This window comes from Acidovorax sp. 107 (assembly GCF_003058055.1).
In the GTDB taxonomy this organism is placed as follows: Bacteria; Pseudomonadota; Gammaproteobacteria; order Burkholderiales; family Burkholderiaceae_C; genus Acidovorax.
In genome coordinates this window covers 3333147-3358296 of the sequence record NZ_QBTZ01000001.1, presented here as the reverse complement: position 1 = coordinate 3358296, position 25150 = coordinate 3333147, and the positions used below count along the sequence as shown (strand labels likewise).

Here is a 25150-nt window from a genome sequence, read left to right as displayed (position 1 = left end):
GTCGCTTGCCCCCACGCCGCCACCGCTGGCGCCGCTTTTGTGAACCCTTCGCCCCCCCGCCCCGCCCTTGCCCTGCCACCCAGCTTTTCGTCCCGCGAATTCCGCGATGCGCTGGGCATGTTCGCCACGGGCGTGACCATCGTCACCGCCCGCAATGCGGGGGGAGAACTGGTGGGGCTCACGGCCAGTTCGTTCAACTCGGTATCGCTGGAGCCCCCGCTGGTGCTGTGGAGCCTGTCGCACGGCGCCAGCACCATGCCGGCGTTTGCCAACGGCTCGCACTACGCCATCCACGTGCTGGCGGCTGACCAGAAGGACCTGGCCGAACGGTTCGCCACCCGCGGCATTGACCGCTGGGCTGGCCTGGAGCACCGCCCCGGTATCAGCGGCGCGCCGCTGCTGGCCGGTGCCGCCGCCACGTTCGAGTGCTTCAACCGCAGCCAGTACAAGGAGGGTGACCACACCATCTTCGTGGGCGAGGTGGAGCGCTGCGAGCACCGCGAGGGCGCATCGCCCCTGCTGTACCACGGCGGCAAGTTCTACACCGAGCACCCGCTGTGACGGCGCCCTCCGTGGTGGTCCGCAACGTGAACATCGGCACCGCCCGGCGGCTGAAGGTGGGCGAGCGGTCGGTGCTCACCGCCATCGGCAAAACATCCGTCACCGGCCCCGTGGCCGTGGGCCCGCTGGGGCTGGCGGGGGACGAGCAGGCCGACCTGAGCGTGCACGGCGGCCTGACCAAGGCGGTGTATGCCTACCCCGCCGCGCACTATGCGTTTTGGCAGGCCCAGCGGCGCGACCGGGGCGTGAGCCTGTTCGACGAAACGCTGCCGCCGGGCTTCATGGGCGAGAACCTCACCATCGACGGCCCGCTGGAGCATGAGGTGTTTGTGGGCGACGAGTGGCATTTCCCCGACTGCGTGCTGCGCGTGGCGGCGCCGCGCGAGCCCTGCTTCAAGTTCAATGCCGTGATGGGCTTTGTCCAGGCCGGCCGCGCCATGGCGGTGGCGGGCTGCTGCGGCTACTACTTGGCGGTGGACCGGCCCGGCACCATCGCCGCCGGGCAGACCGCCACGCTGGTCGCGGGGCAACGCGGGCTGAGCATTGCCCAGGCTTTTGCGGGCAAGTTCTCCAAGCACGCACGTTGACCCGCTTGGGCAGACCCGGGCACCGCGCGCTTCCCCTATTCCGTGGTCACCAGCTGGCGCGCCTGCGCCTGCAGCTGCGGAAACACCTTGCCCACCAGCTGCAGCTGCGCCGCCATGAGGCTGTGCGCGCTGGGCGCTGCCGGTACCGTACCCCACTCGCGCAGTACCTCGGCCACTGCCGGGGCACTGTGGGCCTTGCGCACCCGGCCTGACTGCTGCGCGCGCTCCAGCTCCAGCGCCAGTTGCTGCAGGGACGCCAGCAGGGTTTGCGCCAGCTCGCGGGTGGCATCGTCCATAGGCTGAGCGGCTGCGGCACCGCGCTGGGCGCCCAGCGCCGACAGGTAGTTGAGCTGGGTGTGCGACAGGCACAGAAAATTCCCCACCACCTCGGCGTTGCCACGCACATGCAAAGGCTCCTTGAGCATGGCGCTGTACGAGTTGGACAGCGCGGCATCCGCGTTGTGGGCATTGCGCCGGGCCAGGCGGTAGGCCAGGTGGTCGCACTTGCCGCCCTGGTACTGCGCCAGGATCTCCCGCAGGTACAGCGCTTGGGTCTGCAGCACTTGGGCGGCCAGCCGGGGCCAGTGGCGCGACTGCCACGACGGCAGCACCAGCCATGAGGCCACGGCCGCGATCACGCAGCCCACCACGGTATCGAGCAGGCGCGCAGAGATCACGCCGCTGGCCGCGCCCATCTGGTGAAAGCTGAGCAGCAGCAAGGTGGTGACCGCCGCCGTGGCCAGGGTGTAGCGGGTGTGCCGCGCGCCAAAAAACACCGCGCCCCCCAGCACCAGCAAAGCGGCCTGCACCAGCTCGCCCGGGAACAGCTGGATCACCGCCCACCCGAGTGCGAGCCCCATGGCCGTGCCCTTGGCGCGCTCCATCAGCCGCGTCTGCGTGGCCGCGTACTGCGGCTGGCTCACGAACACAATGGTCAGCAAGATCCAGTACCCGTGCGGGTCGGCCGTGGCCTGCATGAGGGCAAAGCCCACCATGAGGGACAGGCTCAGCCGCAGGCTGTGGCGCAGCCAGGGAGACTGCAACTGCCAGTGCGAGCGCAGGCGCACCCAGGCGTCGCGCAGGCTGCGGGGCTCCCGGTCAAACAGTGCATAGTCCACCGCCGCTTCAGCGGCGTTAGCCGGCAGCGTCAGCGCACCGGCAAACACCCCGGCCAGCGCCGTCAGGTTGTCGGCCAGCGCATGCAGCGACCGCAACGGCCGGGCCTGGGCGGGTGGGGGTATGGCGCCGCTGGACTGCGTTCGAGACTCCAGGTGCGCCACGGCAGCCTGCATGTCCTCGATGGCACGGGCCGTCACACCCCAGTGCTGGGGCACCGACTGCGCCTCGATCGCCACCGACAGCTTGAGCGCCTGTTCACCCAGCAGCGTGAGCACCCGCTGACAGCGGTACAGCACATCGCTGTGAAAAAACGACTGGGCGAGCAGGTCGTAATGCTCGTGGGACGAACTCACGCGCTCGTGCACGTCCTGCGCCGCCAGGTACTGGTGCATGGCGGTCTGCAGCCACAGCGGGGGCGTGCCCCGGCCCATGCGGGTGATCAGGCTCTCCTTGGTGGCGTTGAGGGCGTCCACCACGCGGCCGTTGTGCAGCGCCAGTGCCATGCGGCGGCGCTCCAGGTCCACATCCCGCACCGGTTCCAGCAACAGCGCCTTCAGGCGCAGGTATTCGCCCAGCATGGCGTAGAGCTTGGCCAGGCGGTAGCGCACCGGTGCACGCGGCAGCACGGCATGCCACATCACAGACACCACGCCGTACCAGGCCGCACCGGCCAGCATGCGGGGAATGGCGTCACCCGCACCCGCACGGCTGCTGTGGGCGGCCAGCCCCGCATAGATGAACAGGATGAGCGACCCAAAGGCAATGGCGCGATAGCGCTCGCTCAGCGCCCCCAGCATGGTGATGCCAAAGGCCAGCAATGCCATCACCCCCATCAGCACCCGGGGCCAGGACACCGCGGCCCAGACGGCCCCGGCCATGAGGCCAAAACACGCCAGCGCCAGGCACTGCGCCCGCAGGCGCCCGCGCCAGCTGTCGTCGGTTTCGGTGAGTGCGCTGGCGATCACGCCCAGCAGTACCGGCATCAGCTCGGCCTGCCAGTCGGCCCAACAGCCATAGGCCAGCACGGCGGCCAGGGCCACCAAGGCACGTGCGCCGCGCGTGACGCCCTCATGGTTACGCGCACGCTGCCAGCTGAGTTTCCAGGTTGTGTCCACAGGAGCCTTGTTGCCGAGAGATTAGGGATTACCCTAGTACATCTAGCAATTGTCAGGCCAAATCAGGCCCCACCAGCCCAAAAAGAAACCCTGCCGCGCAGGTTGCGGGACAGGGTCTGGGGCGACGAAGGGGCGCGATGGGAGTGCGCGGCCCGGTGGCCGTGGCGTCCTATCGCACGGTATCGGGCAGCTCGATCTTGACTTCCAGCACTTCCAGGTTGTCCTGGCGCTCCAGGTGCACCTTGAGGTCGTCGGGGTTGATCTTGACGTACTTGGAGATCACCGCCACCAGCTCGCGCTGCAGCGCGGGCAGGTAGTCGGGCTCGGACGCATTGCGGCCATTGCGCTCGTGCGCCAGGATGATCTGCAGCCGCTCCTTGGCTACGCTGGCGGTTTTTTTCTTCTCGCCGAGCAGGAAGGACAGGAAAGAAGCCATGGCTATTTGCTCCCGAACAGGCGTTTGAAGAAGCCGGGCTTTTCGGCGTCAATGAAACGCAGCGGCTTGTCCTGCCCCAGGAAGCGGTCGATCACGTCCTTGTATGCCTCGCTCACATCGCTGCCCTGCGCATGGATGGCTGGCGTGCCCTGGTTGGACGACTGCAGCACCACTTCGGACTCGGGGATCACGCCGATCAGCTTGATGCGCAGGATGTCCTGGATGTCTTCCAGGCTCAGCATCTGGCCGTCCTGCACGCGGCTGGGGTTGTAGCGCGTGATGAGCAGGTGTTCCTTGATCGGCTCGCCGCCGTCGATGGCGCGCTTGGTCTTGCTGCCCAGCATGCCCAGGATGCGGTCGGAGTCGCGCACCGAAGACACCTCGGGGTTGGTCACCAGCAGCGCCTCGTCGGCAAAGTGCATGGCCATCAGCGCGCCGCTTTCGATGCCGGCGGGCGAGTCGCAGACGATGTATTCAAAGTCCATCGCGGCCAGGTCCTTGAGGACCTTCTCGACGCCATCTTGCGTCAGCGCGTCCTTGTCACGCGTCTGGCTGGCGGCCAGCACGAACAGGTTGTCGCACTGCTTGTCCTTGATGAGCGCCTGGTTCAGGTTGGCCTCGCCCTGGATCACGTTGATCAGGTCATACACCACGCGGCGTTCGCAGCCCATGATGAGGTCCAGGTTGCGCAGGCCGACGTCAAAGTCGATCACGGCGGTCTTGTGGCCGCGCAGGGCGAGGCCGGTGGCAAAGCTGGCGCTGGTGGTGGTCTTGCCCACGCCACCTTTGCCGGAGGTCACGACGACGATTTTGGCCATGTGTTGCTGATTCTCTGTGGGGTTGGTACGAATGGGGAATGAAGGGATCAGGTCAGCGGCTCGATGAGGAGCTTCTCGCCTTCGAGCCGCACCTGGGCCGGCTTGCCGCGCACATCGGCGGGCAGCTCGGTCTCGGTGGTGCGGTAGATCCCTGCGATGGAAACCAGTTGTGGCTCCAGGCAGGTCGAAAAAATGCGGGCTTCGGTGTTGCCGCGTGCACCGGCAATCGCGCGGCCACGCAGCGGGGCATAGACGTGGATGTTGCCGTCGGCAATCACCTCGGCGCCAAAGCTCACCACGGCCATCACCACCAGGTCGGCGCCGCGCGCATAGACCTGCTGGCCGGAGCGCAAGGGCTTGTCCACCACGACCGTGCCGGGGCCGGGCATGGGCACTTCGCGCACCACTTCGACCTCGCGGATCACCTCGCGCACCACTTCCTGCACCGGCGCGGGCGCCTCGGCTCGCGCGGGGGGCGCATCGGGCGCTGCAGCCAAGCCCGCAGTGCGTGCCGCCTCCATCTGGTCGGGGCTGCCGCCGCGCACGGCCACGGGCAGGGTGTTGTGTTCGCGCAGCGCGGCTGCGATGGCGGCAAAGTCGATGGGCGCTTCGGCCTCACGCACGGGCGCCAGGTCAATCAATACCGGGTCGTTGTCAAAAAATCCCGGGGCATCGGCCACGCGCTCGGCCAGGTCGGCTACGAACTGGGCGGCGTCGGTGGTCTTGAGCAACACCGCCACCACCGGCAGCGAGGCGCTCTTGAGGTCAAAGCTGGAGCGGGACTGCGCCGCCGTCGTAAGGGCCATGAGGGGATAGGAAAAGGAGCGCGGGAACCTGTTTCAGAAGCCGCAAAGTGTACCGTGGGCCTGTGTAAGCGTTGGTTCGCACCTTTCCGGCATGAACACCGGCTTGCGTGGGGGCTTGGCAGCGCACACAGGCGACCGGCCGTGCGGCCCGGCCCTTTGATAATGCAGCGATGCCTTCTCCCCGCAAAACCCACCTCGACGCCCTCGCCATCTCTTTGTTGCTTGCCTGCTGCATGTTCTGGGGCTTCCAGCAGGTGCTGGTCAAGGCCACCGTGGCCGAGGTGGCGCCCGTATTCCAGGCGTTTGTGCGCTTTGCGCTGGCTGCGGTGGCCATTGCGGCCTGGTGCCTGTGGCGCGGGGTGCGGCTGTCCAGCGCGGGGGAACCGGCGGGCGCGGCACGCGCCGGCCTGCTGGCGGGGACCCTGTTTGCGTGCGAGTTTGCGTGCATCTATTTGGGCCTGCAGTACACCACCGCATCGCGGCTCACGGTGTTTTTGTATGCCTCGCCCTTCTGGGTGGCGCTGCTGCTGCCGCGCTTCATCCCCGGCGAGCGCCTGCAGGGCTGGCAGTGGCTGGGCCTGGCGGCGGCGTTTGTGGGGGTGGGGCTGGCGCTGGGCGATGGGCTGCTGGGCCATGCCAGCGCGGCACTGCCCCAAGGCTGGCTGGGGGACCTGCTGGGACTGGCAGCGGGCCTGATGTGGGCGCTGACCACCGTGGTCATCCGCACCACGCCGCTGGCGCGCGTGGCCCCCGCCAAGCAGCTTTTCTACCAAGTGGCTGTGAGCACGGCGGTGCTGCCGCTGCTGTCGCTGGGCCTGGGCGAGGCCTGGGTTTGGCAATTCAGTGGCTTTGCCTGGGGTTCGCTGCTGGTGCAGGCGCTGGTGGGCGCGTTTGTGAGCTACCTGGCTTGGATGTGGATGCTGGCGCACTACCCTGCCACCCGCATCTCCGTGTTTGTATTCCTCACGCCCGTGTTTGCGCTGCTGTTTGGCGCATGGTGGCTGGGCGAGCCCGTGACGCCCGGGCTGGTGGCAGCGCTGGTGCTGGTGGCAACGGGCATCGTGCTAGTGAACCGGCGGCCGGCGGCAGCCTGAGCCCTGGCACAGAAGAATGGGCGCCAAAACAGGCCGTAGCGCTTATTTTTCATACATTAAATGCTCTTATTTTTATAGCAATTCTCACCCCAACCACTCATTGACCTTCGGGCGGGGGGCAGCGGTGAAGGTCTGTGGCAAACGCGCACCGAGTACATGGCGCCTCTGTCTGCACGCGTGAGAAGATCCCTCGCATGTCACCCCGCCTGCCCCCGTTGAATGCGGTCCGCGCCTTTGCAGCGGCGGCGCGGCACCAGAGCTTTACCCACGCCGCGCTGGAGCTGCACGTCACCCACAGCGCCATCAGCCGCCAGATCAAGGCGCTGGAGGCCCACCTGGGCGTGGACCTGTTCGAACGCAAGACGCGGCAGGTGCTGCTCACGGCGGCGGGCCACCAGTTCCACGCGCAGGTGGGCCCTGCGCTCGCGCAGATCGGCGCCGCCGCCCAGGCACTGCGCGGCGATGCCGGGCTGCGCAGCGTCAAGATCAATGTGCGGCCCAGCTTTGCGGTGCGCTGGCTGATTCCGAGGCTGCCGGGCTTCGTGGCCCAGCACCCGGACATCGAGCCCCAGGTCATCACCAGCACGCTGGCGCCAGACCACGCCACCGAGGCCTTCGACCTGGCCCTGCGGCGCGGCCCGCGCGGGTGGCCGCCGGGCATGCAGGTGCAGCCGTTTCTGGAGGACGAGGCGCTGGTGGTGGGCGCGCCCGCCCTGTTCGCCCAGCGCCCGGTGGCGCAGCCCGAGGCGCTGTCGGCCCATGTGCTGCTGCTGTCCAAATCGCGCAGCAAGGACTGGGAAGGCTGGAAGAAGCAGGTGAACGCCCCCGGGCTGCAACCCGCCAGCTGCCTGCAGTTTGACCACCTGCATTTTGTGCTGCAGGCCGCCCTGGACGGGCTGGGTTTTGCCGTGGCCCCGGTGTCGCTGATCACCCACGACCTGGCCTCGGGGCGGCTGGTGTCGCCGCTGCCCACCCTGCGCCTGCCACTCACGCGGCACTACCTGGGCATGGCGCCGGACCCGTCACCGGAGACGCTGGTTTTTGTGCAGTGGCTGCAGGACGAGATCAGCGCTTGAGGGAGCGCCGGGCAGAGCGTACAGAGGCCCCAACGCGCCCGTTTGTCCCAACTTATGCACAAATCGGGCGGTAGTGCTAGTGCATCATGCGCCAGTAGCTATATTTTCAATAGCAAAAATCATTCGCCGTCACCCATCCACCGCGCCGTGCCCGACACGCGGATGGAGCTGCCCGCCACCGGCCCGATCTCGGCCCGCAGGCGCGAGCGCATGCCCATGTCCTCGCCCTGCACCACGTCGATGGCACCGCCGTGCGGCCAACCCAGGTCGCGCAGGTAGCCCGCCAGTGCGGCCGTGGCAGCGCCGGTGGCCGGGTCTTCCAGCACGCCGCCCGAGGCAAAAGCGTTGCGGGTGTGCAGCAGGCGGTCTGACTCCACACACACCAGCACGATGGTGACCAGCTGGGCATTCACCATCAGCGTGCGGCCCGCGTCCAGCGCGTAGTGCATGGCCGCCAGCGCCGCGCGGCTGCGCAGGGCCAGCACCAGGTGGTCGGCCCCGCCGTGGATGAGCGCGGGCGGAATGCGCGGGTCCAGATCGGCTGCGCCGAGCCCAAACAAAGCCAGCGCATCGGCCAGCAGCGCGGCAGACGCAGGCCCGCTGCGCGTGGGGGGCGACTGCAGCGCTGCCTGCACCAGATCGCCCGCGCGGCGACCTTCGACCGTGATCTCGGCCTGGCTCAGCGACAGCGCAAACACGCCGTCGCCCTCGCGCTGCGCAAGCGCGGCGCCCAGGGCAATGGTGGCGTGGCCACAGAAGGGCACCTCGCTCTCGGGCGCAAAGTAGCGCACCCGCCAGCGGCCATCGCCCAGCGGCGCGGCAAACGCGGTTTCAGAAAAGCCGACGTCGGCAGCAATGCGCTGCATGTCGGCGGGGCTAGGCAGTGCGTCACCGATCCACACACCGGCGGGGTTGCCGCCCTGGGTGCCATCGGAGAACGCTGCAATTTTTTGAAGTGCCATGGGGTTCAACGTGCAGAAACAGGGGACGACCCCGCGCGTGACTCAGAGCTTCGGAATCCTGATCCGGCTGATCATCAGCGACCCCGACACCGCGAACAGCAGCACCAGCGGGTGCAGCGTGAAGCCGCCGATCAGCAGCTTGCCAAACCACAGGTTCTCGCGCACTGCGCCCAGCCAGGCGGCCAGGGCCAGCAGGCCCACCAGCACGATGGAGGTGGGGATGGGTGTGCCCTCGAAGTATTTGACCTTGCCGTCGTCGCCCGACAGCGTTTCGGCCGTGACGTTGTAGCGTGCCAGGCGCGACACGCCACAGGCCACGAAGTAGGCCAGCACGATGCGGTCGTACAGGCCCTGCATGCCGCAGCCGTAGGCAATGATGGCCGGAGCCACGCCGAACGAGATCACGTCGGCCAGCGAGTCCAGCTCGCGGCCCATGGCCGAGCTCTTCTGACGCCAGCGGGCGATGCGGCCGTCCAGCACATCAAAGATCAGTGCGGCCAGCACCAGCGCGCAGGCAAAGTACACATGCACCACGTCGCCCGTTTCCAGGTAGGTCATCGACGAGAACAATGCGCCCACGCCGCAGACCGCGTTGCCCAGCGTGAACCAGTCGGCGAGGTGGAACTCGCGGATCATCGAAAAACGTTTGGGCGGCTGCGGAGTGTTCATGAAGGGGTAGCGCGCGGGCGCGCGCAGTGACAAACAACAAGGTCCATTATGGGTGTGTGCCGCGTCACCGGCGCGTCAGGAGCGTGTTGGCCATCTCGCGGGGGATCATCGCCCATAGGCCCCGAAAACCTGCTCTGACATCTGCGTGACTGCTTTTACGCTGGCACACGGACAGACTGTGGGCACGCGGCGGTCGCCGCCAGGTAGGACGACGCCGCATATGTGCTCCGTCGGTGACCGACCTGATTCCCCACAAGACCCGAGACAACCCCATGCGCCACCCGTTGCAGCCCCCTTTTGCCCCCGGTCCCCCAGTGCGCAGCCTGCAGGATGTGGAACGGATCGAAGCCCGCCCCCTGGCCGAGGCGCTGCCGGTGCAGAGCACTTACGAAATCTTCGTGAATTCGGCCCACGCGTTTGGCAACAAAACGGCGCTGACTTTTCTGCCCACCGCCGACCCGTCTGCCGAGCCCATCCGCTGGTCGTATGCGCAGCTGCTCACCGGCATCCACCAGACGGCCAACCTGCTGCACCACCTGGGCGTGGGGCCCGAAGACGCCGTGGCCGTGCTGCTGCCCGGCTGCCTTGAATACCACCTGGCCCTGTGGGGTGGAGAAGCGGCGGGCATCGTGCAGCCGCTCAACCCCATGCTCACCGACGAGAAGATCGCGGCCATGATGACCCTGGCCCGTGCCAAGGTGCTGATTGCCTATGGCGGCGAGGGCGACCTGGGCTACTGGAGCAAGGCCCTGCGCCTGCGCGCCCTGGTGCCCACGCTGACCACGGTGCTGCGCGTGGCGCCGCACGATGAGGCGCCGGGAGCCGCGCCCGCCCTGCCCGCTGGCGTGCTGGACCTGGCCGCGCGCCACCAGCACCCGGGCGACCACCTGGCGAGCGGCCGCCGCATTGCGGCCAGCGACATCGCCGCGTACTTCCACACCGGCGGCACCACCGGCGCGCCCAAGCTGGCGCGCCACAGCCACGGCGCGCAGGTGTTCACCGCCTGGGGCAGCGTGCAGATGCAGGGCATACGGCCCGAGGATGTGGGCATCAACGGCTACCCGCTGTTCCATGTGGCGGGCGTACTGCCGGGCTCGCTGGCGGCGCTGTCGGCGGGGGTGGAAACCATCATCCCCACCACCGGCCTGTTCCGCAACCGCGAGGTGATTGCGAACTACTGGCGGCTGGTGGAGCGCTACCGCTGCACCTACCTCTCGGCCGTGCCCACGGTGCTGGCGGCGCTAGCCAATGTGCCGCTGGACGGCGCCGATATCTCCACGCTGCGCTACTGCCGCACCGGCGCAGCCATCCTGGCGCCCGAGCTGGCGGCGCGGTTTGAGCGCCTTTTTAATCTGCGCATCCATGAAAGCCTGGGCATGACGGAGATGGCGGGCATCTCCACCATCACGCCACCCGGCGTGAACGCGCCCGCAGGGTGCGTGGGCTGGCGGCTGCCCTACACCCAGCTGCGTGTGGTGGCGCTGGATGCGCAGGGCAATGCGTCGGACCAGGACCTGCCGCCCGGCCAGCCGGGCATGGTGCTGTTCCAGTCGCCCAACCTGTTCTCCGGTTTTCTGGACGCAGCCGACACGGCCAAAGCCTTCACGGCGGATGGATGGCTGGCCACCGGCGACCTGGGCTTTGTGGACGACCAAGGCCGCCTGCACCTGAGCGGCCGCTCCAAGGACCTCATCATCCGCAGCGGCCACAACATCGACCCCAAGGTGATCGAAGACGCGCTGGGCGCCCACCCTGCCGTGCAGCTGTGCGCCGCTGTGGGTGCGCCCGATGCCTATGCGGGCGAGCTGCCCGTGGTCTACGCCACGCTGCGGCCTGGCGTGCAGGTGACGGAAGCGGAGTTGACGGCCTTCACCGCCGAACGGGTGGACGAGGCCGTGGCCCGCCCGCGCTGGGTGCAGGTGATCGAGACCATGCCCGTGACCAACGTGGGCAAGATCTACAAGCCTGAGCTGCGTCAGCGCGCCGCCTGCCACACGGTGCAGGCGCTGGTGGATGGTGTGTGCACAGAAGCCCCGGGCAGCCCCCGGCCCCAGGTACAGCCCGAGGGCGACAACGCGGTCCGCGTGACCGTGGCCCCGGGCCCTGACGCAGACGCGCTGCAGGCCCGCCTGCGCGAAGTGCTTGCGCCCCTGCCCCTCACCGTTCGCGTCACCGCCGCCCCCGCCGCAGGGAGCCCCCAGACCGCATAAGCCCATGGCGTGACAGCCAGGCCCCGGCCCGCCACCATGCATGGCGCAGCCCGCTGAGTGAATTTTGATAACCATGACAGGAGACAAACCCATGCCCTTCCACGCCCTGACCCGCCGTTCATGGCTCGGCGCCGCCGCGCTGGCCGCTGCCACCACCTGCGCCAGCACCACCGCCTGGGCGCAGACCGCCTACCCCAACAAGCCCATCAAGGTGGTGGTGCCCTTCGCCCCCGGCGGTGCCACCGACGTGCTGGCGCGCGTGCTGGCCGAAAAGATGGCCGTGGGCCTGGGCCAGCCCATGGTCATCGACAACAAGCCCGGCGCGGCCGGCATCATCGGCACCGACGCGGTGGCCAAAGCCGCGCCGGACGGCTACACCCTGCTGCTGGCGCTGAGCAATTCCATGCTCACCAACCAGTTCCTGTACACCAAGCTGCCCTACAGCCCCGAGAAGGACATCGCGCCCATCTACCAGATCGCCATCGCGCCCCTGGTGCTGGTGGCCCACCCCAGCGTGCCGGTGGCCACGGGGCCCGAGCTGCTGAAGTACATCGCCGCCAACAAAGGCAAGGTGGCCTATGGCTCGTACGGCACGGGCGCCTACCCGCACCTGGCCGGCGCGTACATGAGCCAGTCGCAAAACGCCGACATGAGCCACGTGGCCTACCGGGGCGAGGCGCCCATGGTGCAGGACCTGCTGGGCGGGCAGATCCAGATTGCCTTTGCGAGCGCACTGCAGGTCAAGGCGCACATCGACGCCGGCAAGCTCAAGGCCATTGGCGTGAGTGGCGAGCGCCGCATGGGCACGCTGCCCAATGTGCCCACACTGGGCGAGCAGGGCCTGAACGACGAGGCCTACCGCGTGGCGGGCTGGCTGGCCATGGGGGCCCCCGCAGGCACGCCGCCCGCCATCCTGGAGCGCATTGCCGCCGAGGTGCGCAAGGCCACCGAGCATCCCGATGTGGCCCAGCGCATCACCGCCATGGGCTTTGACGTGCAAAAGAGCTCCCCGGCCTTGTTCACTGCGGCCATGAACAAGGAGCGCCCGGTGTGGGAGCGGCTGATCAAGGCATCGGGCGCGAAGCTGGACTGACGCGCCGAGGCGCAGTGCGCCTAGGTGCCGCACTCACTCTTGCATCCAAAAAAGGCTCTAGCGCTTATTCAATAAGCGCTAGCAGCTATCATTTTTGCAGCACACTCGCCTGCTGTGCCGCAAACGCCACGTACCAGTCCAGGCACCCCGGGTTGGCCATTGCGTCCTTGTTCACCACCTTCTCGATGGGCTGGCCCAGCAGCAGTTTCTTGATGGGCAGCTCCTGCTTCTTGCCGCTCAGCGTGCGCGGCACCTCGGCCACGGCAAAGATGTCGTCAGGCACAAAGCGTGGGCTCAGCGCCGTGCGCACGGCGCCGTTGATGCGCGCACGCAGGGCGTCGTCGAGCGCGTAGCCCGGGCGCAGCACCACAAACAGCGGCATGTAGCTCTCGCGGCCCAGGTACTCCAGGTCCACCACCAGGCTGTCGAGCACCTCGGGCAGGGATTCGACCGCGCTGTAGATCTCGCTCGTGCCCATGCGCAGGCCGTGGCGGTTGATGGTGGCGTCAGAGCGGCCATAGATCACGCAGCCGCCGTTGGCGCCGATCTTGAGCCAGTCTCCGTGGCGCCACACCGCGCCCATGCTCGCGGGGCCGTCGCCACCACCCGGTTGGCGGCCGTGGCCTGCGGGGTACATGTCGAAGTAGCTCGACAGGTAGCGGCTGCCGTCCTTGTCTCCCCACAGGTAGAGCGGCATGGATGGAATGGGCTGCGCGCAGACCAGCTCGCCCACCGCGTCCTCCACGGGGCGGCCCTCGGCGTCCCACGACTCCACGGCTGCGCCCAGCATGCGGCATTGCATCTCGCCAGGCACCTGGGGCATCTCGCGGTTGCCGCCGATGAAGGCGCCGCAAAAGTCGGTGCCCCCTGAAATGTTGTTCCACCAGATGTCGTGCGTACCGATGGCCTCGAACTGCGCCGTGCCCCATTGCTGCACCTCGGGCGACAACGGCGAGCCCGTGGTGCCCAGCGCGCGGACGCGCGTGAGGTCGCCGTAGTCGCTGAGCGTGATGCCCGCCTTCATGCAGTTGGCAAAAAACGCCGCGCCCGCGCCGAAGAAGGTCACGCCCGTATCGGCCGCAAAGCGCCACAGCACGCCCCAGTCGGGGTGGTCCTTGCTGCCGCCAGGGTTGCCGTCGTAGATCACGCAGGTGGTGCCCGACAGCAAGCCGCTGAGCTGCGCGTTCCACATCACCCAGCCGGTGGAGCTGTACCAGTGGTAGCGCTCACCAAAGCTGTTGGCCTCGTAGCTGCAGCCGATGTCGTTGTGCAGCACCTTGAGCTGCAGCGCCACCAGCACCGTGCCGCCGTGGCCGTGCACGATGGGCTTGGGCAGGCCGGTGGTGCCGCTGGAATAGACGATCCACAGCGGGTGGTCAAACGGCTGCCACATCGGCTCGAATGCGGCCGTTTCTGCATCATTTCGGGCGGTAGCGCCAGTCCAGCTTGCCCAGTCAGCTATCGAAACAGAAGCATCCAGATTGCCCAGCAGCACCGCGTGCTGCACGCTGGGCAGGGCCTCGCGCAGCTCGGCCAGCACGGGGCGGCGGTCGTGGTCGCGGCCGCCGTAGCTCACGCCGTCCACACCGATCAGCACCTTGGGCTCGATCTGGCGAAAGCGGTCGAGCACCGCATGCGTGCCCATGTCGGGCGCGCAGATGCTCCACACGCCGCCAATGCTCACCGTGGCCAGAAAGGCGATCATCGCCTCGGGCACATTGGGCAGGTAGGCGGCCACGCGGTCGCCCGGCATCACGCCCTGGGCCTTGAGGTGCAGCGCCAGCGACGCCACCTGGCGGCGCAGCTCGGGCCAGCTCAGTTCGCGGTGCTGGCCCTTTTCGTTGCGGCTGATGATGGCGGGCAGACCTGCGGCGTGGGCAGCATCCACATGCCGCAGCGCCTGGCGCGCGTAGTTGACCTGGGCGCCAGGGAACCACAACGCGCCGGGCATGGTGTTCTTCGCCAGTACGGCGGTGTGGGGCGTGGGCGACTGCAGATCGAAGTAGTCCCACACGCTTTGCCAGAAGGCGTCGAGTTCGGTGGTGGACCAACGCCACAGTGCGTCGTAGCTGTCGAACTGCAGGCCGCGCTGATCGCGCAGCCAGTTCTGGTACAGGCGGATCTGGGGGATGTAAGGCGGGGTTGTGTGTGTTGTCTCCATGGCGACGCAGCGTACCAGCGGTGCCCGGTAGAGGCCAGCCGCGCCCGTCACCCGGTTGACAGCGCGGGGGATTGCGCCATTTCGCACAATCGTGCTAAATTTCAGCCATGGACGCAAAGACCCAGAAAGCCGAACTCACCCGCGCCGCCATTGTCGGCGCGGCGCTGGACTTGGCTGCGGCCGAGGGGCTGGAGTCGATCACGCTGCAGGCCGTGGCCGACCGCGTGGGCCTGTCCAAGAGCGGCGTGTTCTCACGCGCCGGCTCGCGCGAGGCGCTGCAGAAGGCGGTGATCGAGGAGTTTGGCCGCCGCTTTCTGGCCGACGTGTTCGTGCCCGCCATGCAGCAACCCAAGGGCCTGCCGCGTCTGCAGGACATCATGCGCCGCTGGATTGCCCGCACGCGCGACGTGGAAGCCTTCACGGGCTGCATCTACACCGCAGGCGCGTTCGAGCTGGACGACCGCGAGGGCGAACTGCGCGACCTGCTGCACGCCGAGATCACCCGCTGGCGCGCCGCCCTGCGCCGCACGGTGCTGCAGGCCATCGAGGCCGGGCACCTGGCGGCCGACACCCCGCCTGACCAGCTGGTGGGCGAAATCTATTCCCTGATCATGGGTCTGTTGCACGACGTTCGCTTCCTGCGCGATCCGCAGGCAGTGGCACGCACCGAGGCGTCCTGGGCGCGCCTCGTCAAGAGTTACCTCCCTCTCCCTGCCTGACACCCGGTGGTGCGCGATGGAGGCCTCTTGTTTTTTATTGCCCCAATTTCGCACAACCGTGCGAAGAAAGGAACCACCATGTTGATCATCCTGGGCATTGCCGCCATCGCGGCTGCAGCGCGCGCCATCCGGGCGCTGCGTAGCACCCTCACCAGTCTCCCGCGCAGCAACCGGGACTGGATCTTTTACTGACCGTCCTCCCGGTCCGCCTCCTCCCATCTCCCTTCTGGAGCCCCACCATGAACACCTCCCCCTCCACCGCGCTGCAGGCCACGTCCAGCTTCTACGGCGAGCACCCCGGCATGCGCTTTGCGCGCCTGGCGCTGGGCACGGCCGAACGCCTGTGGCCCACATTGGCCGTGCGCGCGGCCTACCGCCTGTTTGGAACGCCCCTGCCCCTGCGCAAACGGGGGCGCAGCGCCGTCCCACCGGGCCGCTGGCGCACGGAGCGCCTGGCGTTTGAAGACGCCGAGATCACGCTCTACCTGCCCCAGGCCCAGCCGCACGGCCCGACGGTGCTGCTGCTGCACGGCTGGGGCGGCCATGCGCGCCAAATGTTGCCGCTGGCCGACGCATTGACCGCGCGCGGCCTGCGCCCGGTGCTGGTGGACCTGCCCGCACACGGCGGCAGCCGGGGCCGCGTGAGCAACCTGCCGCAGTTCGCCCGCGCCATCGAATACACCACCACCCGCCTGCACGCGCAGGACTCGGCGCCTCACGCCGTGGTGGCCCATTCGCTGGCGGCCAACGCTGCGGCCCACGCGGCCAGTCGGGGCCTGGACACCGGGCGCCTGGTGCTGCTGGCGCCGCCCGCCTCGCCGCACGAGTACACGCGCCTGTTCGCGCAGGTGTTCGGCCTGTCCGAGCGCACGCGCGCCGCCATACAGCGGCGCATCGAGGCACGCGAGGGCATCCTGATGCGCCAGTTCGAGCCCCCGGCCGTGGGCCCACGCATTGCCCTTCCCACGCTGGTGGTGCACGACCGGGGCGACCGCATCAACCGCTTTGCCGACGGCGAGGCCTACCGCGACCACATCCCCGGCGCCACGCTCGTTGCCACCGAGGGGCTGGGCCACCGCAAGATCCTGCAGCAGGCCGAGGTACTGCAGGCGGTGGCGGACTTCGTGGCCGCCTGAGGCATCCGGGAGCGCGGCGGCCTCCGGCGCGGTTCGCCGCCGGCCCGAAACAGCCAGCCTCTATCATCCGCAGTCGCGCCCCTGGGCGCGTTGCCGATGAACCGCTGGTGCCTGCACCGGCGGCCCTGTTGCCTGTTGCTGTCTGTTGCCACTGCCGTTTCTCTGATGTCCAAACTTCTGTCCGCCTGGCCCGCCGTGGCCCTGTTGTTGCCCGTGCTGTGGCTGGTGTCGGTCATCGTGTTCCTGGCCAAGGGCAACCGGCGCGCGGTGGCGCAGCTGATGGCCCTGCTTGCGTGCTTTCTGATCGGCGCGCTGCTCATGGAGTTCTTCACCTTCATGGGCGCCCTCATGGCCCGCTCGGGCAGCCAGCACGCCACGCCCACGCTGGGCACCGGCACGCGCCAGTTGCTGGAGACCATTGCCAACCCCCGCTCCATCACCGCACCGCCACTGTCGCTGGCGGCCTGGGCGGCGTACAGCATCCCGGCGGGCTACCTGTGGCTGCTGGTGGCGTGGGTGCTGCACCTGCGCGGCAAGAAGGCGGGCCCGGCCAAAAAGAAGTCCGCCAAAGCCCCGCGCAAGGCCGCCAAAGACTGAGTTTTATGGGTTTTAGCCCCCAGGCGCTAGAACCACATGCCTGAGCAGCTATTGTTTAGATAGCATCTCCACACCATGGCTTGACGCAGGGCAAAGCGTGCCCCAACCCGCCCGCCCACAATGGCGCGCGGCCTCCCCGTCCCGGGGCGGGCACCTTGTCACCCTGCATTCCTCCCGCCATGACCACCCACCACAGCGACGTCCTCATCGTCGGCGCAGGCCCGGCGGGCCTGTCGCTGGCCACCTCCCTGGCGCAGGCCGGGTTCACCGCCACCGTGGTGGAGCAGCAGAGCGACAGCGCGCTGGCCGCCCCCGCACCCGACGGCCGCGAAATCGCCCTCACCCACCCCAGCCGGGCCACGCTGCAGCGGCTGGGCAGCTGGGCCCACTTAGCCAACCACGAAGTGGGCCAGATTGCCGAGGCGCAAGTGCACGACGGCCCGCTGGGCCGCCACAGCGCGCTGCAACTCAACGCGGCCAGCGGCACGCGCGGTGATGCATCAGCCCCCGGCGCCCTGGGCTTCATCGTGCCCAACCACGCGCTGCGCCGCACGGCCTACACGGTGGCGGCACGCACCCCTGGCGTGCGCCTGCTCACCAGCACGCAGGTCACCCGCGTGGCCACGCTGACTGGTCATGCCGAGCTGGACTGCATGCCCGCGAACGCAGCAGCACCAGCGCCTCAGCGTCTGACGGCCCCACTGCTGGTGGCCGCCGACAGCCGCTTTTCGGCCACGCGCCGCCAGCTGGGCATTGGCGCACAGATGAGTGACTTTGGCCGCACCGTCATCGTCTGCCGCATGCGCCACGCCCTGCCCCACGGCAACGTGGCGCATGAGTGTTTTGGCTACGACCGCACGCTGGCCGTGCTGCCCCTGCCCGATGACCCGCAAGAGGGGCACGCGCTGTGCTCGGTGGTGGTCACGGCGGGCGCGGCCGATGCAGCGGCGCTGATGGCCCAGAGCCCCGAGGCCTTTGCCGCCCAGGTGCAGGCCCAGTTCAACGACCGGCTGGGGCCCATGGCGCTGGTGGGCGAACGCCATGCCTACCCACTAGTGGCTGTGTATGCGCAACGTTTTGCAGGCCACCGCTGCGCACTGCTGGGCGACGCCGCCGTTGGCATGCACCCGGTCACAGCCCATGGCTACAACCTGGGCCTGGCGGGGGTGGAACGGCTCACGGCCGCGCTGGTGAGTGCGCGCCAGCGCGGGCAGGACATGGGCAGCGCCGACGCACTGACCCCTTACGCCCAGGGCCACCACCGCCACGCCTGGCCCATCTACCAGGGCACCAACGCCATCGTGCGGCTGTACACCGACGCCCGCCCGGTGCCGCGCCTGCTGCGCCAGCTGGTGCTGCAGGGTGCGCGGCGCCTGCCACCGCTGCAGGCGGCCATCGTGGGGCAGCTCACGGGCAAGGCCCCCGCGTGGATGCGGGTGCTGGCACCTGGGCAGGCGGCAGAACTCACAAAACAATAGCTTTCAGCGCTTGTCTTTATTGGACTTCAGGCGGTTTTGGCCTGAAAGCCACGGCACCACCAACGGCACAACAGGCGCGCATTGCACCAGTACCCTTCGGGTGGCCTCCGCAGGGGAGGAGATGGAGCCGCTCAAGGCGAGAGATCTTTCAGGCCCAGCGTGGCCAGGCCATACAGTGGCGCGCCGAACCAGGGGCGCCACAGCAAATCCAGGGCAATGCCCGGCCAGCCATAGCCCTCTGCCACGCTTTGCTCGCGCAGCAGCCGCAGGCGCGGGTGCACGGCCGCCAGCTCTGCCATGCGGCCCACGCCCCAGCGAAACTCGGCCCCCGTAGGCCCCACGCTGGCGTGGCGGGCCGCGCAGCCCACGGCCTGGCGCGTCATCACATCCAGCACCATGCGCGAGCCCGCCGGCGCGTGCTGCGCAAACTCGGCCAGCACGGCGTGCACCTGTGCGGGCGGCAGGTACATCAGCACGCCTTCGCACACCAGCAGCACCGGCGTTGCTTTGGGCTGTGTGGGCAGCCCCAGCCGCTGCCACCAGCCGGGTTGCGACAGGTCCAGATTGGCGTGGCGCATGCGCGGGCACTGCGGGGGCAACAGCGGCGCGCGCAGCGCCATCACCTCGGGCAGATCGGCGTCGAGCCACTGGTTAGCGCCTGTGTCCAGCCACTGAAAGTGGTGCGTGAGCCCACACCCCAGGTTGACGCCCAGGGCCTGGGGATGCTCGGCAAAAAAGGCGCGCCCCGCCTCCTTGATGGCCCGGGTGCGCCACAGCACGTGCAGCACCGTGTGCAGGTCATTCAGGGTGCCGTTCACGTCGGCGCCCAGCTCGGCCAGCAAGGCCGGGGCCACGGCGTCGTGACAGTCGAGCCAGGGAAAGTAGCGGCCCCCGTGAGCGCGAGCGGCCAACGGGATGAGCAGGGTGCTGGGCACGGGCGGCAGCTGCGCGCGCCGCTGCTGCAGGCTGGCGGTGCAGCCAGCCGCGCCCTCTGGTGGCGCCGGGCTGCGCGGCGGTCGGACACGGCGTCGGGCGGGGGACTGCGGCACGGGGCGCTCCTCCAGTGGCAGCGGGCGCCACGGTTGCGTGGGATGCGGGGGCCCAAGGTCAGGGCAAGGGCCTGCGACCATTCTGAACGGTCGGCCCCAGTCTGTCGTGAATGACCGCAGCGCATGCTGCGGTATGTCAATGCGCAGGCAGGGCCCTCAGCACATGTTCACGTTCTCAGTCCTTCATCAGTGCCCACACCAGCGCCACCCCTGCGGCCAGCAGGTCCCCGGTGAAGGAGCTGTCATCCCCATCGCTGCTGCTGGTGAACGCGCGCTTCTGGCGCTCGCGCTCTGCGCGGGTGCGGTCGCGCTCCAGCGCCACCAGGGCATCGCCAATGTCCACGGGCGACGCGGTTGCCGCCTGGGCCTTGGCACGGGCGCCCGCCTGGGCGTAGCCCTCCATGGCGCGCACCACGGCCTGGGGGTCGATGAGGGAGAACGCGGCGCGGCAGTAGGGGCAGGCGTGGTCCTTGCGGATGTCCACGGGAGCGCCGCAGCTGGTGCAGTAGATGGCGCCCACGCGCTGGGCCAGGTCGTCGATCTCGGGGCGCGTCATGTGGCGCACAAAGCCCTTTTCGGCCATGAAGGACGAAAAACTGCTGAAGCGGCCATGCTGGCGCCCGCAGCGGTAGATCATGTAGCGGCCGCTGCGCACCACGTCGAAGCCTTTGGTCAGGCTGGTGTTGCAGCGCGGGCAGGCCATGCTCTCGGCCAGGGGCTGGTGCTGGTCGATGCGGTGCTCGTGCAGCAGGCGGAACAGTTCCACCACGGCGGCGGGCGTGAGCTTGAGGTTCTCGTGCCGGTCAAACCACAGGCCCTGGCAGGCAAAGCAGATGTCCAGCTCCAGCGAATCACCCAGGTTGCTGGCAAAGCGGTGGGCCTGCATGGGCTGGCGGCACGACGGGCAGGTGGGTGCAGTGAACATGGCAGTCTGGGTCTGGGCAACGGTGCGAGGGGCGCCTTGCGGGGGCGGGCGCATCGTAACCCGCCAGGCGCCTTCGTCCCCCACCCTCGCCGCATCCACTAGCATTCGCGCCTCAACCACAAGGAACAACAACATGGGATTCATGAACTGGCGCGTGAAAAGCGCTGAGGTGTTGCAACAAGGCGGCGTGATCGCGCCCGACGAGCGGCTGCCCTGGCCGCAGACGGCGGTGATGGGCGTGCAGCACGTGATTGCGATGTTTGGCGCCACGGTGCTGGCGCCCATCCTGATGGGCTTTGACCCGAACGTGGCCATTCTGATGAGCGGCATCGGCACGCTGATCTTCTTCCTCGTCACCGGCGGCAAGGTACCCAGCTACCTGGGGTCGAGCTTTGCGTTCATCGGCGTGGTGATTGCGGCCACGGGCTATGCGGGCCAGGGCCCCAACGCCAATATCGGCGTGGCGCTGGGCGGCATCATTGCTTGTGGCCTGGTCTACACGCTCATCGGCGCGCTGGTGCAGGCCATTGGCACGGGCTGGATCGAGCGCTTCATGCCGCCCGTGGTCACAGGCTCGGTGGTGGCGGTGATCGGCCTGAACCTGGCGGGCATCCCCATCAAGAACATGGCGGCCAGCAACTTTGACAGCTGGATGCAGGTGGTGACCTTTGTGAGCGTGGGCCTGGTGGCCGTGCTCACGCGCGGCATGGTGCAGCGCCTCTTGATCCTGGTGGGGCTGATCGTGGCCAGCATCATCTACGCGGTGCTGACCAACGGCCTGGGCCTGGGCAAGCCCATGGACCTGACCGCACTGGCCAACGCCGCGTGGTTTGGTTTGCCCAACTTTGCCGCGCCGGTGTTCAGCGGCAATGCCATGCTGCTGATTGCGCCCGTGGCCATCATCCTGGTGGCCGAGAATCTGGGCCACGTGAAAGCCGTGACGGCCATGACCGGCCAGAACCTGGACCGCTACATGGGCCGCGCATTCATCGGCGACGGCATTGCCACCATGGTGAGCGGTAGCGCGGGCGGCACGGGCGTGACCACCTATGCCGAGAACATCGGCGTGATGGCGGCGACCAAGATCTACTCCACCGCCGTGTTCCTGCTGGCGGGTGTGTTTGCGCTGGTGCTGGGCTTCAGCCCCAAGTTCGGCGCGCTGATCCAGACGATTCCGCTGCCGGTGATGGGCGGTGTGTCCATCGTGGTGTTTGGCCTGATCGCAGTGGCGGGCGCCAAGATCTGGGTGGACAACAAGGTGGACTTCTCGCAGAACAAGAACCTCATCGTGGCGGCCATCACCCTCATCCTGGGCACGGGCGACTTCACGCTGAAGTTCGGCCAGTTTGCGCTGGGCGGCATCGGCACCGCCACCTTCGGGGCGATCCTGCTGTACGCACTGCTCAACCGCAAAGCGGCGTAATCTGCGGGTGCGTGACCGTCAACACGTTCTGAGCCGACCGGCCTGCATTTGTAAGGGTTAACCCCTAATTTGTAAGGAACGAAGGCTAGCATCCTGGGTTTTGTCCACGGGGCCATCCGCTCACCGGGCGGGTGGCCTCTTTTCTTTTTGCGGAGCTTGTTCATGTCCCTGGCCGATCGGGTGCTGTACCCCGACTTTCTCTCCCGCACCATGTCCGCCGACGAGGCGGCCGCCCTGATCCCCGCCGGTGCCCATGTGGGCATGAGCGGCTTTACCGGCGCGGGCTATCCCAAGGCCGTGCCCGGTGCCCTGGCGCGCCGCATCGAGAGCCTGAACGCGCAGGGCCATGGTTTCAAGATCGGGCTGTGGACAGGGGCCAGCACCGCGCCTGAGCTGGACGGTGCGCTGGCCCAGGTGGACGGCATCGAGATGCGCCTGCCCTACCAGTCCGACCCCACGGTGCGCCGCCAGATCAATGCGGGGCAGATGCAGTATGTGGACATCCACCTGTCGCACGTGGCGCAGTTTGTGTGGTTCGGCTTTCTGGGCAAGCTGGATGTGGCCGTGGTCGAAGTGGCGGGCGTGCTGCCCGACGGGCGGCTGATCCCGTCGTCTTCGGTGGGCAACAACAAGACCTGGCTGGACCAGGCCGACAAGGTCATCCTGGAAGTGAACACGTGGCACAACCCGCAGCTGGAGGGCATGCACGACATCTACTACGGCACCGACCGCCCCCCGCACCGCAAGCCCATCCCCATGACACGGCCCGACGAGCGCATCGGCGATCCCTACCTGCGCTGCGACCCGAGCAAGGTGATCGCCGTGGTGATGACCAACCAGCCCGACCGCAACAGCGTGTACGCCGCGCCGGACGACACCTCCAACCGCATCGCGGGCCACATCATCGAGTTCCTGCAGCACGAGGTGAAAAAGGGCCGCCTGCCCAAAGACCTGCTGCCGCTGCAGTCGGGCGTGGGCAACATCGCCAACGCGGTGCTGGCGGGGCTGAACAACGGCCCGTTCGAGAACCTCACGGCCTACACCGAGGTGCTGCAGGACGGCATGCTGGACATGCTGCGCTCGGGCAAGCTGGCCAGCGCCTCGGCCACCGCGCTGTCGCTGAGCCCGGCGGCCATGCAGGACTTCAACGACCGCATCGACTACTACAAGCAGCGCATCGTGCTGCGCCCGCAGGAGATCAGCAACCACCCTGAGCTGATCCGCCGCATGGGCCTGATTGCGATGAACGGCATGATCGAGGCCGACATCTACGGCAACGTGAACTCCACGCATGTGATGGGTTCAGCCATCATGAACGGCATCGGCGGCTCGGGCGACTTTGCGCGCAATGCGTATCTGTCGATCTTCATGACGCCGTCGCTGGCCAAGAACGGCAGCATCTCGTGCATCGTGCCCATGGCCTCGCATGTGGACCACACCGAGCACGATGTGCAAATCCTCGTCACCGAACAGGGGTTGGCCGACCTGCGCGGGCACTCGCCCTCACAGCGCGCCGAAATCATCATTGACCGCTGCGCGCACCCGGACTTTCGCCCGGCGTTGCACGACTATGTGGCACGCGCCCGCAAGGGAGCCGTGGGCCAGCACACGCCGCACCTGCTGAACGAGGCGCTGTCGTGGCACCAGCGTTATGTGGAAACAGGCAGCATGCGGCTGAACCCGCCCCCCGCCGGCGCGGCATAAGGGCAGGAACCCGGCCCCATCAAAGGCCCCCCGGGGCCTGTGGGCGTGCGAGCCATTGACAGCCAATTGCCAGCGGGGCCGGATAACATTCAGGGTTTACCCTGGGTTCACCCCCTCCCCCTGTCATCCCCACCAGCCCCCACCCGGGGCTGGTGGCATTTTTGTCTGCGAGTTTTCGTCACCATGCAACGCCGTCAGTTCACCCAATCCCTCGTGGCCGCCAGCACCGGCCTGCTGCTTGCCCCCTTGTCGCGCGCTGTGGGCGTGCAGGACCCCATGGACGCCAAGAGCGTGACCATTGGCTGCTCGCTGGGCACCACCGGCGCGCTGGCCAGCCTGGGCAAGGAACTCAAGCAGGGGCTGGATGCGGGCATTGCCCAGGCCAACGCCAAGGGTATCCACGGCCGCGAAATCAAGCTGCTGGCCCTGGACGACGGCTACGACGCCGCGCGCTCCGAAGACAACGTGCGCAAGCTGATTGCCGATGCCAACGTGGTGTCGCTGATCTCCTGCATGGGCACGGCCAACAACCAGCGCATCCTGCCGCTGGTGGACGAGGCGCAGATCCCCTACGTTGCCCCCCAGAGCGGCGCCACCTCGCTGCGCAAGGCCGAGTACCGCTCGGTGTTCCACGTGCGCGCCAGCTACACCGACGAGGCCCAGCGCCTGGCGCAGAAGCTGGTGTCCATGGGCATCACCGAGCTGGCCGTCGTGTACCAGGACACCGCCTTTGGCCGCGAGTTTCTGGCCGACGTGACCAAGGCCATGGCTGCCGCCAAGCAGCCCGCGCCCAAGGCTTTCAAGCTCGACGCCCAAGGCGCCCAGGTGGCCGATGTGGTCGGCAAGGCCGTGGCCGCCAAGCCCAATGCGGTGCTGCTGGGCACGGCGGGCGACATCACCGCTACGCTGGTGAACGAGTTCAAGAAAGTCTCGCCCAGCACGCCGCTGGCTGCCACCAGCGTGGCGCTGTCGGGCGACAACCTGCGCCAGCTGGGCGGCAAGGCCTCGGGCATTGCACTGTCCATGGTGCTGCCCGATGCGGCCCGCACCAGCTATGCCGTGGTGCGCGACTACCAGAAGGCCATGCGCGCACTGGGCTATCAGGAGTTCTCGGCCCGCAGCTTTGAAGGCTATGTGAACGCCCGCGTGCTGGCCGAGGGCCTGGAGCGCGCCGGCCGCGACCTGACCCGTGCCAAGCTGCGCAACGCCCTCGCAGGCATCCGCAGCAACGACCTGGGTGGCCTGTCCATCGACTACGCCAGCGGCGCGCCGTATGTGGGCTCGCGCTTTCTGGACCTGGGGGTGATGGGCGCCAACGGAAAGTTTGTGGGCTGAGGCTAGGAGCCTGTCGGACTTGGAGCGTCGATAGCGAGAATCGGCCCCAGCGCGGACAGTTTTTGCCGGATTTGCAG

22 protein-coding genes are annotated in these 25150 nt (G+C 68.1%); 13 read left to right on the top strand and 9 right to left on the bottom strand.

Annotated elements, in window-relative coordinates:
- Window positions 1-39 precede the first annotated feature (39 nt).
- Both C8C99_RS15640 and C8C99_RS15635 read left to right on the top strand, forming a co-directional pair.
- Entirely contained in the window at window positions 40-561 is a 522-nt protein-coding gene (locus C8C99_RS15640) for a flavin reductase family protein (protein ID WP_108626234.1), read from the top strand.
- Window positions 558-1148: an MOSC domain-containing protein gene (locus C8C99_RS15635; protein WP_108626233.1), complete on the top strand. Its 591-nt coding sequence runs from the start codon at window positions 558-560 to the stop codon at window positions 1146-1148. Before C8C99_RS15640 ends, C8C99_RS15635 begins: the two co-directional genes overlap by 4 nt.
- 35 nt (window positions 1149-1183) lie before the next feature.
- Here the strand turns inward: C8C99_RS15635 and yccS are convergent, their stop codons facing one another.
- From yccS to minC, 4 genes are all read right to left on the bottom strand, one after another.
- Window positions 1184-3382, bottom strand: a complete 2199-nt coding sequence (gene yccS / locus C8C99_RS15630) for a YccS family putative transporter (protein WP_108626232.1) — start codon at window positions 3380-3382, stop codon at window positions 1184-1186.
- A gap of 169 nt (window positions 3383-3551) precedes the next feature.
- Window positions 3552-3818 (bottom strand): cell division topological specificity factor MinE, encoded by a 267-nt coding sequence (minE, locus tag C8C99_RS15625; RefSeq protein WP_015011987.1) that lies wholly within the window; start codon window positions 3816-3818, stop codon window positions 3552-3554.
- A 2-nt stretch (window positions 3819-3820) separates the two neighbouring features.
- On the bottom strand, window positions 3821-4636 hold the full coding sequence (gene minD / locus C8C99_RS15620; protein ID WP_056643423.1) for a septum site-determining protein MinD: 816 nt from the start codon (window positions 4634-4636) through the stop codon (window positions 3821-3823).
- Window positions 4637-4683: 47 nt separating this feature from the next.
- The gene (gene minC / locus C8C99_RS15615; RefSeq protein ID WP_108626231.1) at window positions 4684-5442 is read right to left on the bottom strand and encodes a septum site-determining protein MinC; all 759 of its coding nucleotides are present in this window, start codon (window positions 5440-5442) and stop codon (window positions 4684-4686) included.
- Between the two features lie 170 nt (window positions 5443-5612).
- Between minC and C8C99_RS15610 the strand changes: the two genes are divergently transcribed.
- Both C8C99_RS15610 and C8C99_RS15605 read left to right on the top strand, forming a co-directional pair.
- Complete coding sequence (locus C8C99_RS15610; RefSeq protein ID WP_108626230.1) at window positions 5613-6536, top strand: DMT family transporter; 924 nt, start codon at window positions 5613-5615, stop codon at window positions 6534-6536.
- Window positions 6537-6730: 194 nt separating this feature from the next.
- On the top strand, window positions 6731-7612 hold the full coding sequence (locus tag C8C99_RS15605; RefSeq protein ID WP_056643432.1) for a LysR substrate-binding domain-containing protein: 882 nt from the start codon (window positions 6731-6733) through the stop codon (window positions 7610-7612).
- A 119-nt stretch (window positions 7613-7731) separates the two neighbouring features.
- Here C8C99_RS15605 and C8C99_RS15600 read toward each other — a convergent pair whose 3' ends face one another.
- Together C8C99_RS15600 and pssA are read right to left on the bottom strand one after the other, a co-directional pair.
- Window positions 7732-8574: a PhzF family phenazine biosynthesis protein gene (locus tag C8C99_RS15600; RefSeq protein ID WP_108626229.1), complete on the bottom strand. Its 843-nt coding sequence runs from the start codon at window positions 8572-8574 to the stop codon at window positions 7732-7734.
- Window positions 8575-8616: 42 nt separating this feature from the next.
- The gene (pssA, locus tag C8C99_RS15595; protein ID WP_108627197.1) at window positions 8617-9243 is read right to left on the bottom strand and encodes a CDP-diacylglycerol--serine O-phosphatidyltransferase; all 627 of its coding nucleotides are present in this window, start codon (window positions 9241-9243) and stop codon (window positions 8617-8619) included.
- Window positions 9244-9515: 272 nt separating this feature from the next.
- Between pssA and C8C99_RS15590 the strand changes: the two genes are divergently transcribed.
- Both C8C99_RS15590 and C8C99_RS15585 read left to right on the top strand, forming a co-directional pair.
- Window positions 9516-11453, top strand: a complete 1938-nt coding sequence (locus C8C99_RS15590; protein ID WP_108627196.1) for an acyl-CoA synthetase — start codon at window positions 9516-9518, stop codon at window positions 11451-11453.
- Between the two features lie 91 nt (window positions 11454-11544).
- On the top strand, window positions 11545-12546 hold the full coding sequence (locus tag C8C99_RS15585) for a tripartite tricarboxylate transporter substrate binding protein (protein WP_199226428.1): 1002 nt from the start codon (window positions 11545-11547) through the stop codon (window positions 12544-12546).
- An 88-nt stretch (window positions 12547-12634) separates the two neighbouring features.
- Here the strand turns inward: C8C99_RS15585 and C8C99_RS15580 are convergent, their stop codons facing one another.
- Window positions 12635-14707 carry an acetoacetate--CoA ligase gene (locus tag C8C99_RS15580; protein WP_108626227.1) on the bottom strand — a complete coding sequence of 691 codons (2073 nt, stop codon included), beginning with the start codon at window positions 14705-14707 and terminating at the stop codon, window positions 12635-12637.
- A 107-nt stretch (window positions 14708-14814) separates the two neighbouring features.
- Here C8C99_RS15580 and C8C99_RS15575 point away from each other — a divergent pair, with 107 nt between their 5' ends.
- The 4 genes from C8C99_RS15575 (at window position 14815) to ubiM (ending at window position 18637) form a co-directional block, all read left to right on the top strand.
- Window positions 14815-15426 carry a TetR/AcrR family transcriptional regulator gene (locus C8C99_RS15575; RefSeq protein WP_108626226.1) on the top strand — a complete coding sequence of 204 codons (612 nt, stop codon included), beginning with the start codon at window positions 14815-14817 and terminating at the stop codon, window positions 15424-15426.
- A 239-nt stretch (window positions 15427-15665) separates the two neighbouring features.
- On the top strand, window positions 15666-16562 hold the full coding sequence (locus tag C8C99_RS15570) for an alpha/beta fold hydrolase (protein WP_108626225.1): 897 nt from the start codon (window positions 15666-15668) through the stop codon (window positions 16560-16562).
- 165 nt (window positions 16563-16727) lie between these two features.
- A complete protein-coding gene (locus tag C8C99_RS15565; protein ID WP_056643440.1) occupies window positions 16728-17159 on the top strand; it encodes a hypothetical protein in 432 nt (143 codons plus the stop codon).
- 179 nt (window positions 17160-17338) lie between these two features.
- Window positions 17339-18637, top strand: coding sequence for a 5-demethoxyubiquinol-8 5-hydroxylase UbiM (gene ubiM, locus C8C99_RS15560; protein WP_108626224.1), 1299 nt, complete (start codon window positions 17339-17341; stop codon window positions 18635-18637).
- A gap of 131 nt (window positions 18638-18768) precedes the next feature.
- Here ubiM and C8C99_RS15555 read toward each other — a convergent pair whose 3' ends face one another.
- Window positions 18769-19686, bottom strand: a complete 918-nt coding sequence (locus tag C8C99_RS15555) for a class I SAM-dependent methyltransferase (RefSeq protein ID WP_233247241.1) — start codon at window positions 19684-19686, stop codon at window positions 18769-18771.
- A gap of 175 nt (window positions 19687-19861) precedes the next feature.
- Window positions 19862-20611 carry a zf-TFIIB domain-containing protein gene (locus C8C99_RS15550; protein ID WP_108627194.1) on the bottom strand — a complete coding sequence of 250 codons (750 nt, stop codon included), beginning with the start codon at window positions 20609-20611 and terminating at the stop codon, window positions 19862-19864.
- A 133-nt stretch (window positions 20612-20744) separates the two neighbouring features.
- On the opposite strand from C8C99_RS15550, the gene C8C99_RS15545 reads away from it, so the two are divergent.
- From C8C99_RS15545 to C8C99_RS15535, 3 genes are all read left to right on the top strand, one after another.
- Entirely contained in the window at window positions 20745-22034 is a 1290-nt protein-coding gene (locus tag C8C99_RS15545; protein ID WP_108626223.1) for a solute carrier family 23 protein, read from the top strand.
- A gap of 162 nt (window positions 22035-22196) precedes the next feature.
- Window positions 22197-23738, top strand: a complete 1542-nt coding sequence (locus C8C99_RS15540) for an acetyl-CoA hydrolase/transferase family protein (RefSeq protein ID WP_108626222.1) — start codon at window positions 22197-22199, stop codon at window positions 23736-23738.
- A 183-nt stretch (window positions 23739-23921) separates the two neighbouring features.
- Window positions 23922-25073 carry an ABC transporter substrate-binding protein gene (locus C8C99_RS15535; protein WP_108626221.1) on the top strand — a complete coding sequence of 384 codons (1152 nt, stop codon included), beginning with the start codon at window positions 23922-23924 and terminating at the stop codon, window positions 25071-25073.
- Window positions 25074-25150 lie beyond the last annotated feature (77 nt).

Bases quoted from the DNA above. Each gene is read 5' to 3' on its own strand.
- pssA (WP_108627197.1), bottom strand. From the start codon at position 9,243: ATGAACACTCCGCAGCCGCCCAAACGTTTTTCGATGATCCGCGAGTTC.
- minE (WP_015011987.1), bottom strand. From the start codon at position 3,818: ATGGCTTCTTTCCTGTCCTTCCTGCTCGGCGAGAAGAAAAAAACCGCC.
- minC (WP_108626231.1), bottom strand. From the start codon at position 5,442: ATGGCCCTTACGACGGCGGCGCAGTCCCGCTCCAGCTTTGACCTCAAG.
- C8C99_RS15585 (WP_199226428.1), top strand. From the start codon at position 11,545: ATGCCCTTCCACGCCCTGACCCGCCGTTCATGGCTCGGCGCCGCCGCG.
- C8C99_RS15600 (WP_108626229.1), bottom strand. From the start codon at position 8,574: ATGGCACTTCAAAAAATTGCAGCGTTCTCCGATGGCACCCAGGGCGGC.
- C8C99_RS15580 (WP_108626227.1), bottom strand. From the start codon at position 14,707: ATGGAGACAACACACACAACCCCGCCTTACATCCCCCAGATCCGCCTG.
- C8C99_RS15550 (WP_108627194.1), bottom strand. From the start codon at position 20,611: ATGTTCACTGCACCCACCTGCCCGTCGTGCCGCCAGCCCATGCAGGCC.
- C8C99_RS15565 (WP_056643440.1), top strand. From the start codon at position 16,728: ATGTCCAAACTTCTGTCCGCCTGGCCCGCCGTGGCCCTGTTGTTGCCC.
- C8C99_RS15570 (WP_108626225.1), top strand. From the start codon at position 15,666: ATGAACACCTCCCCCTCCACCGCGCTGCAGGCCACGTCCAGCTTCTAC.
- ubiM (WP_108626224.1), top strand. From the start codon at position 17,339: ATGACCACCCACCACAGCGACGTCCTCATCGTCGGCGCAGGCCCGGCG.
- C8C99_RS15545 (WP_108626223.1), top strand. From the start codon at position 20,745: ATGGGATTCATGAACTGGCGCGTGAAAAGCGCTGAGGTGTTGCAACAA.
- C8C99_RS15535 (WP_108626221.1), top strand. From the start codon at position 23,922: ATGCAACGCCGTCAGTTCACCCAATCCCTCGTGGCCGCCAGCACCGGC.
- C8C99_RS15610 (WP_108626230.1), top strand. From the start codon at position 5,613: ATGCCTTCTCCCCGCAAAACCCACCTCGACGCCCTCGCCATCTCTTTG.
- C8C99_RS15605 (WP_056643432.1), top strand. From the start codon at position 6,731: ATGTCACCCCGCCTGCCCCCGTTGAATGCGGTCCGCGCCTTTGCAGCG.
- minD (WP_056643423.1), bottom strand. From the start codon at position 4,636: ATGGCCAAAATCGTCGTCGTGACCTCCGGCAAAGGTGGCGTGGGCAAG.
- C8C99_RS15540 (WP_108626222.1), top strand. From the start codon at position 22,197: ATGTCCCTGGCCGATCGGGTGCTGTACCCCGACTTTCTCTCCCGCACC.
- C8C99_RS15590 (WP_108627196.1), top strand. From the start codon at position 9,516: ATGCGCCACCCGTTGCAGCCCCCTTTTGCCCCCGGTCCCCCAGTGCGC.
- C8C99_RS15575 (WP_108626226.1), top strand. From the start codon at position 14,815: ATGGACGCAAAGACCCAGAAAGCCGAACTCACCCGCGCCGCCATTGTC.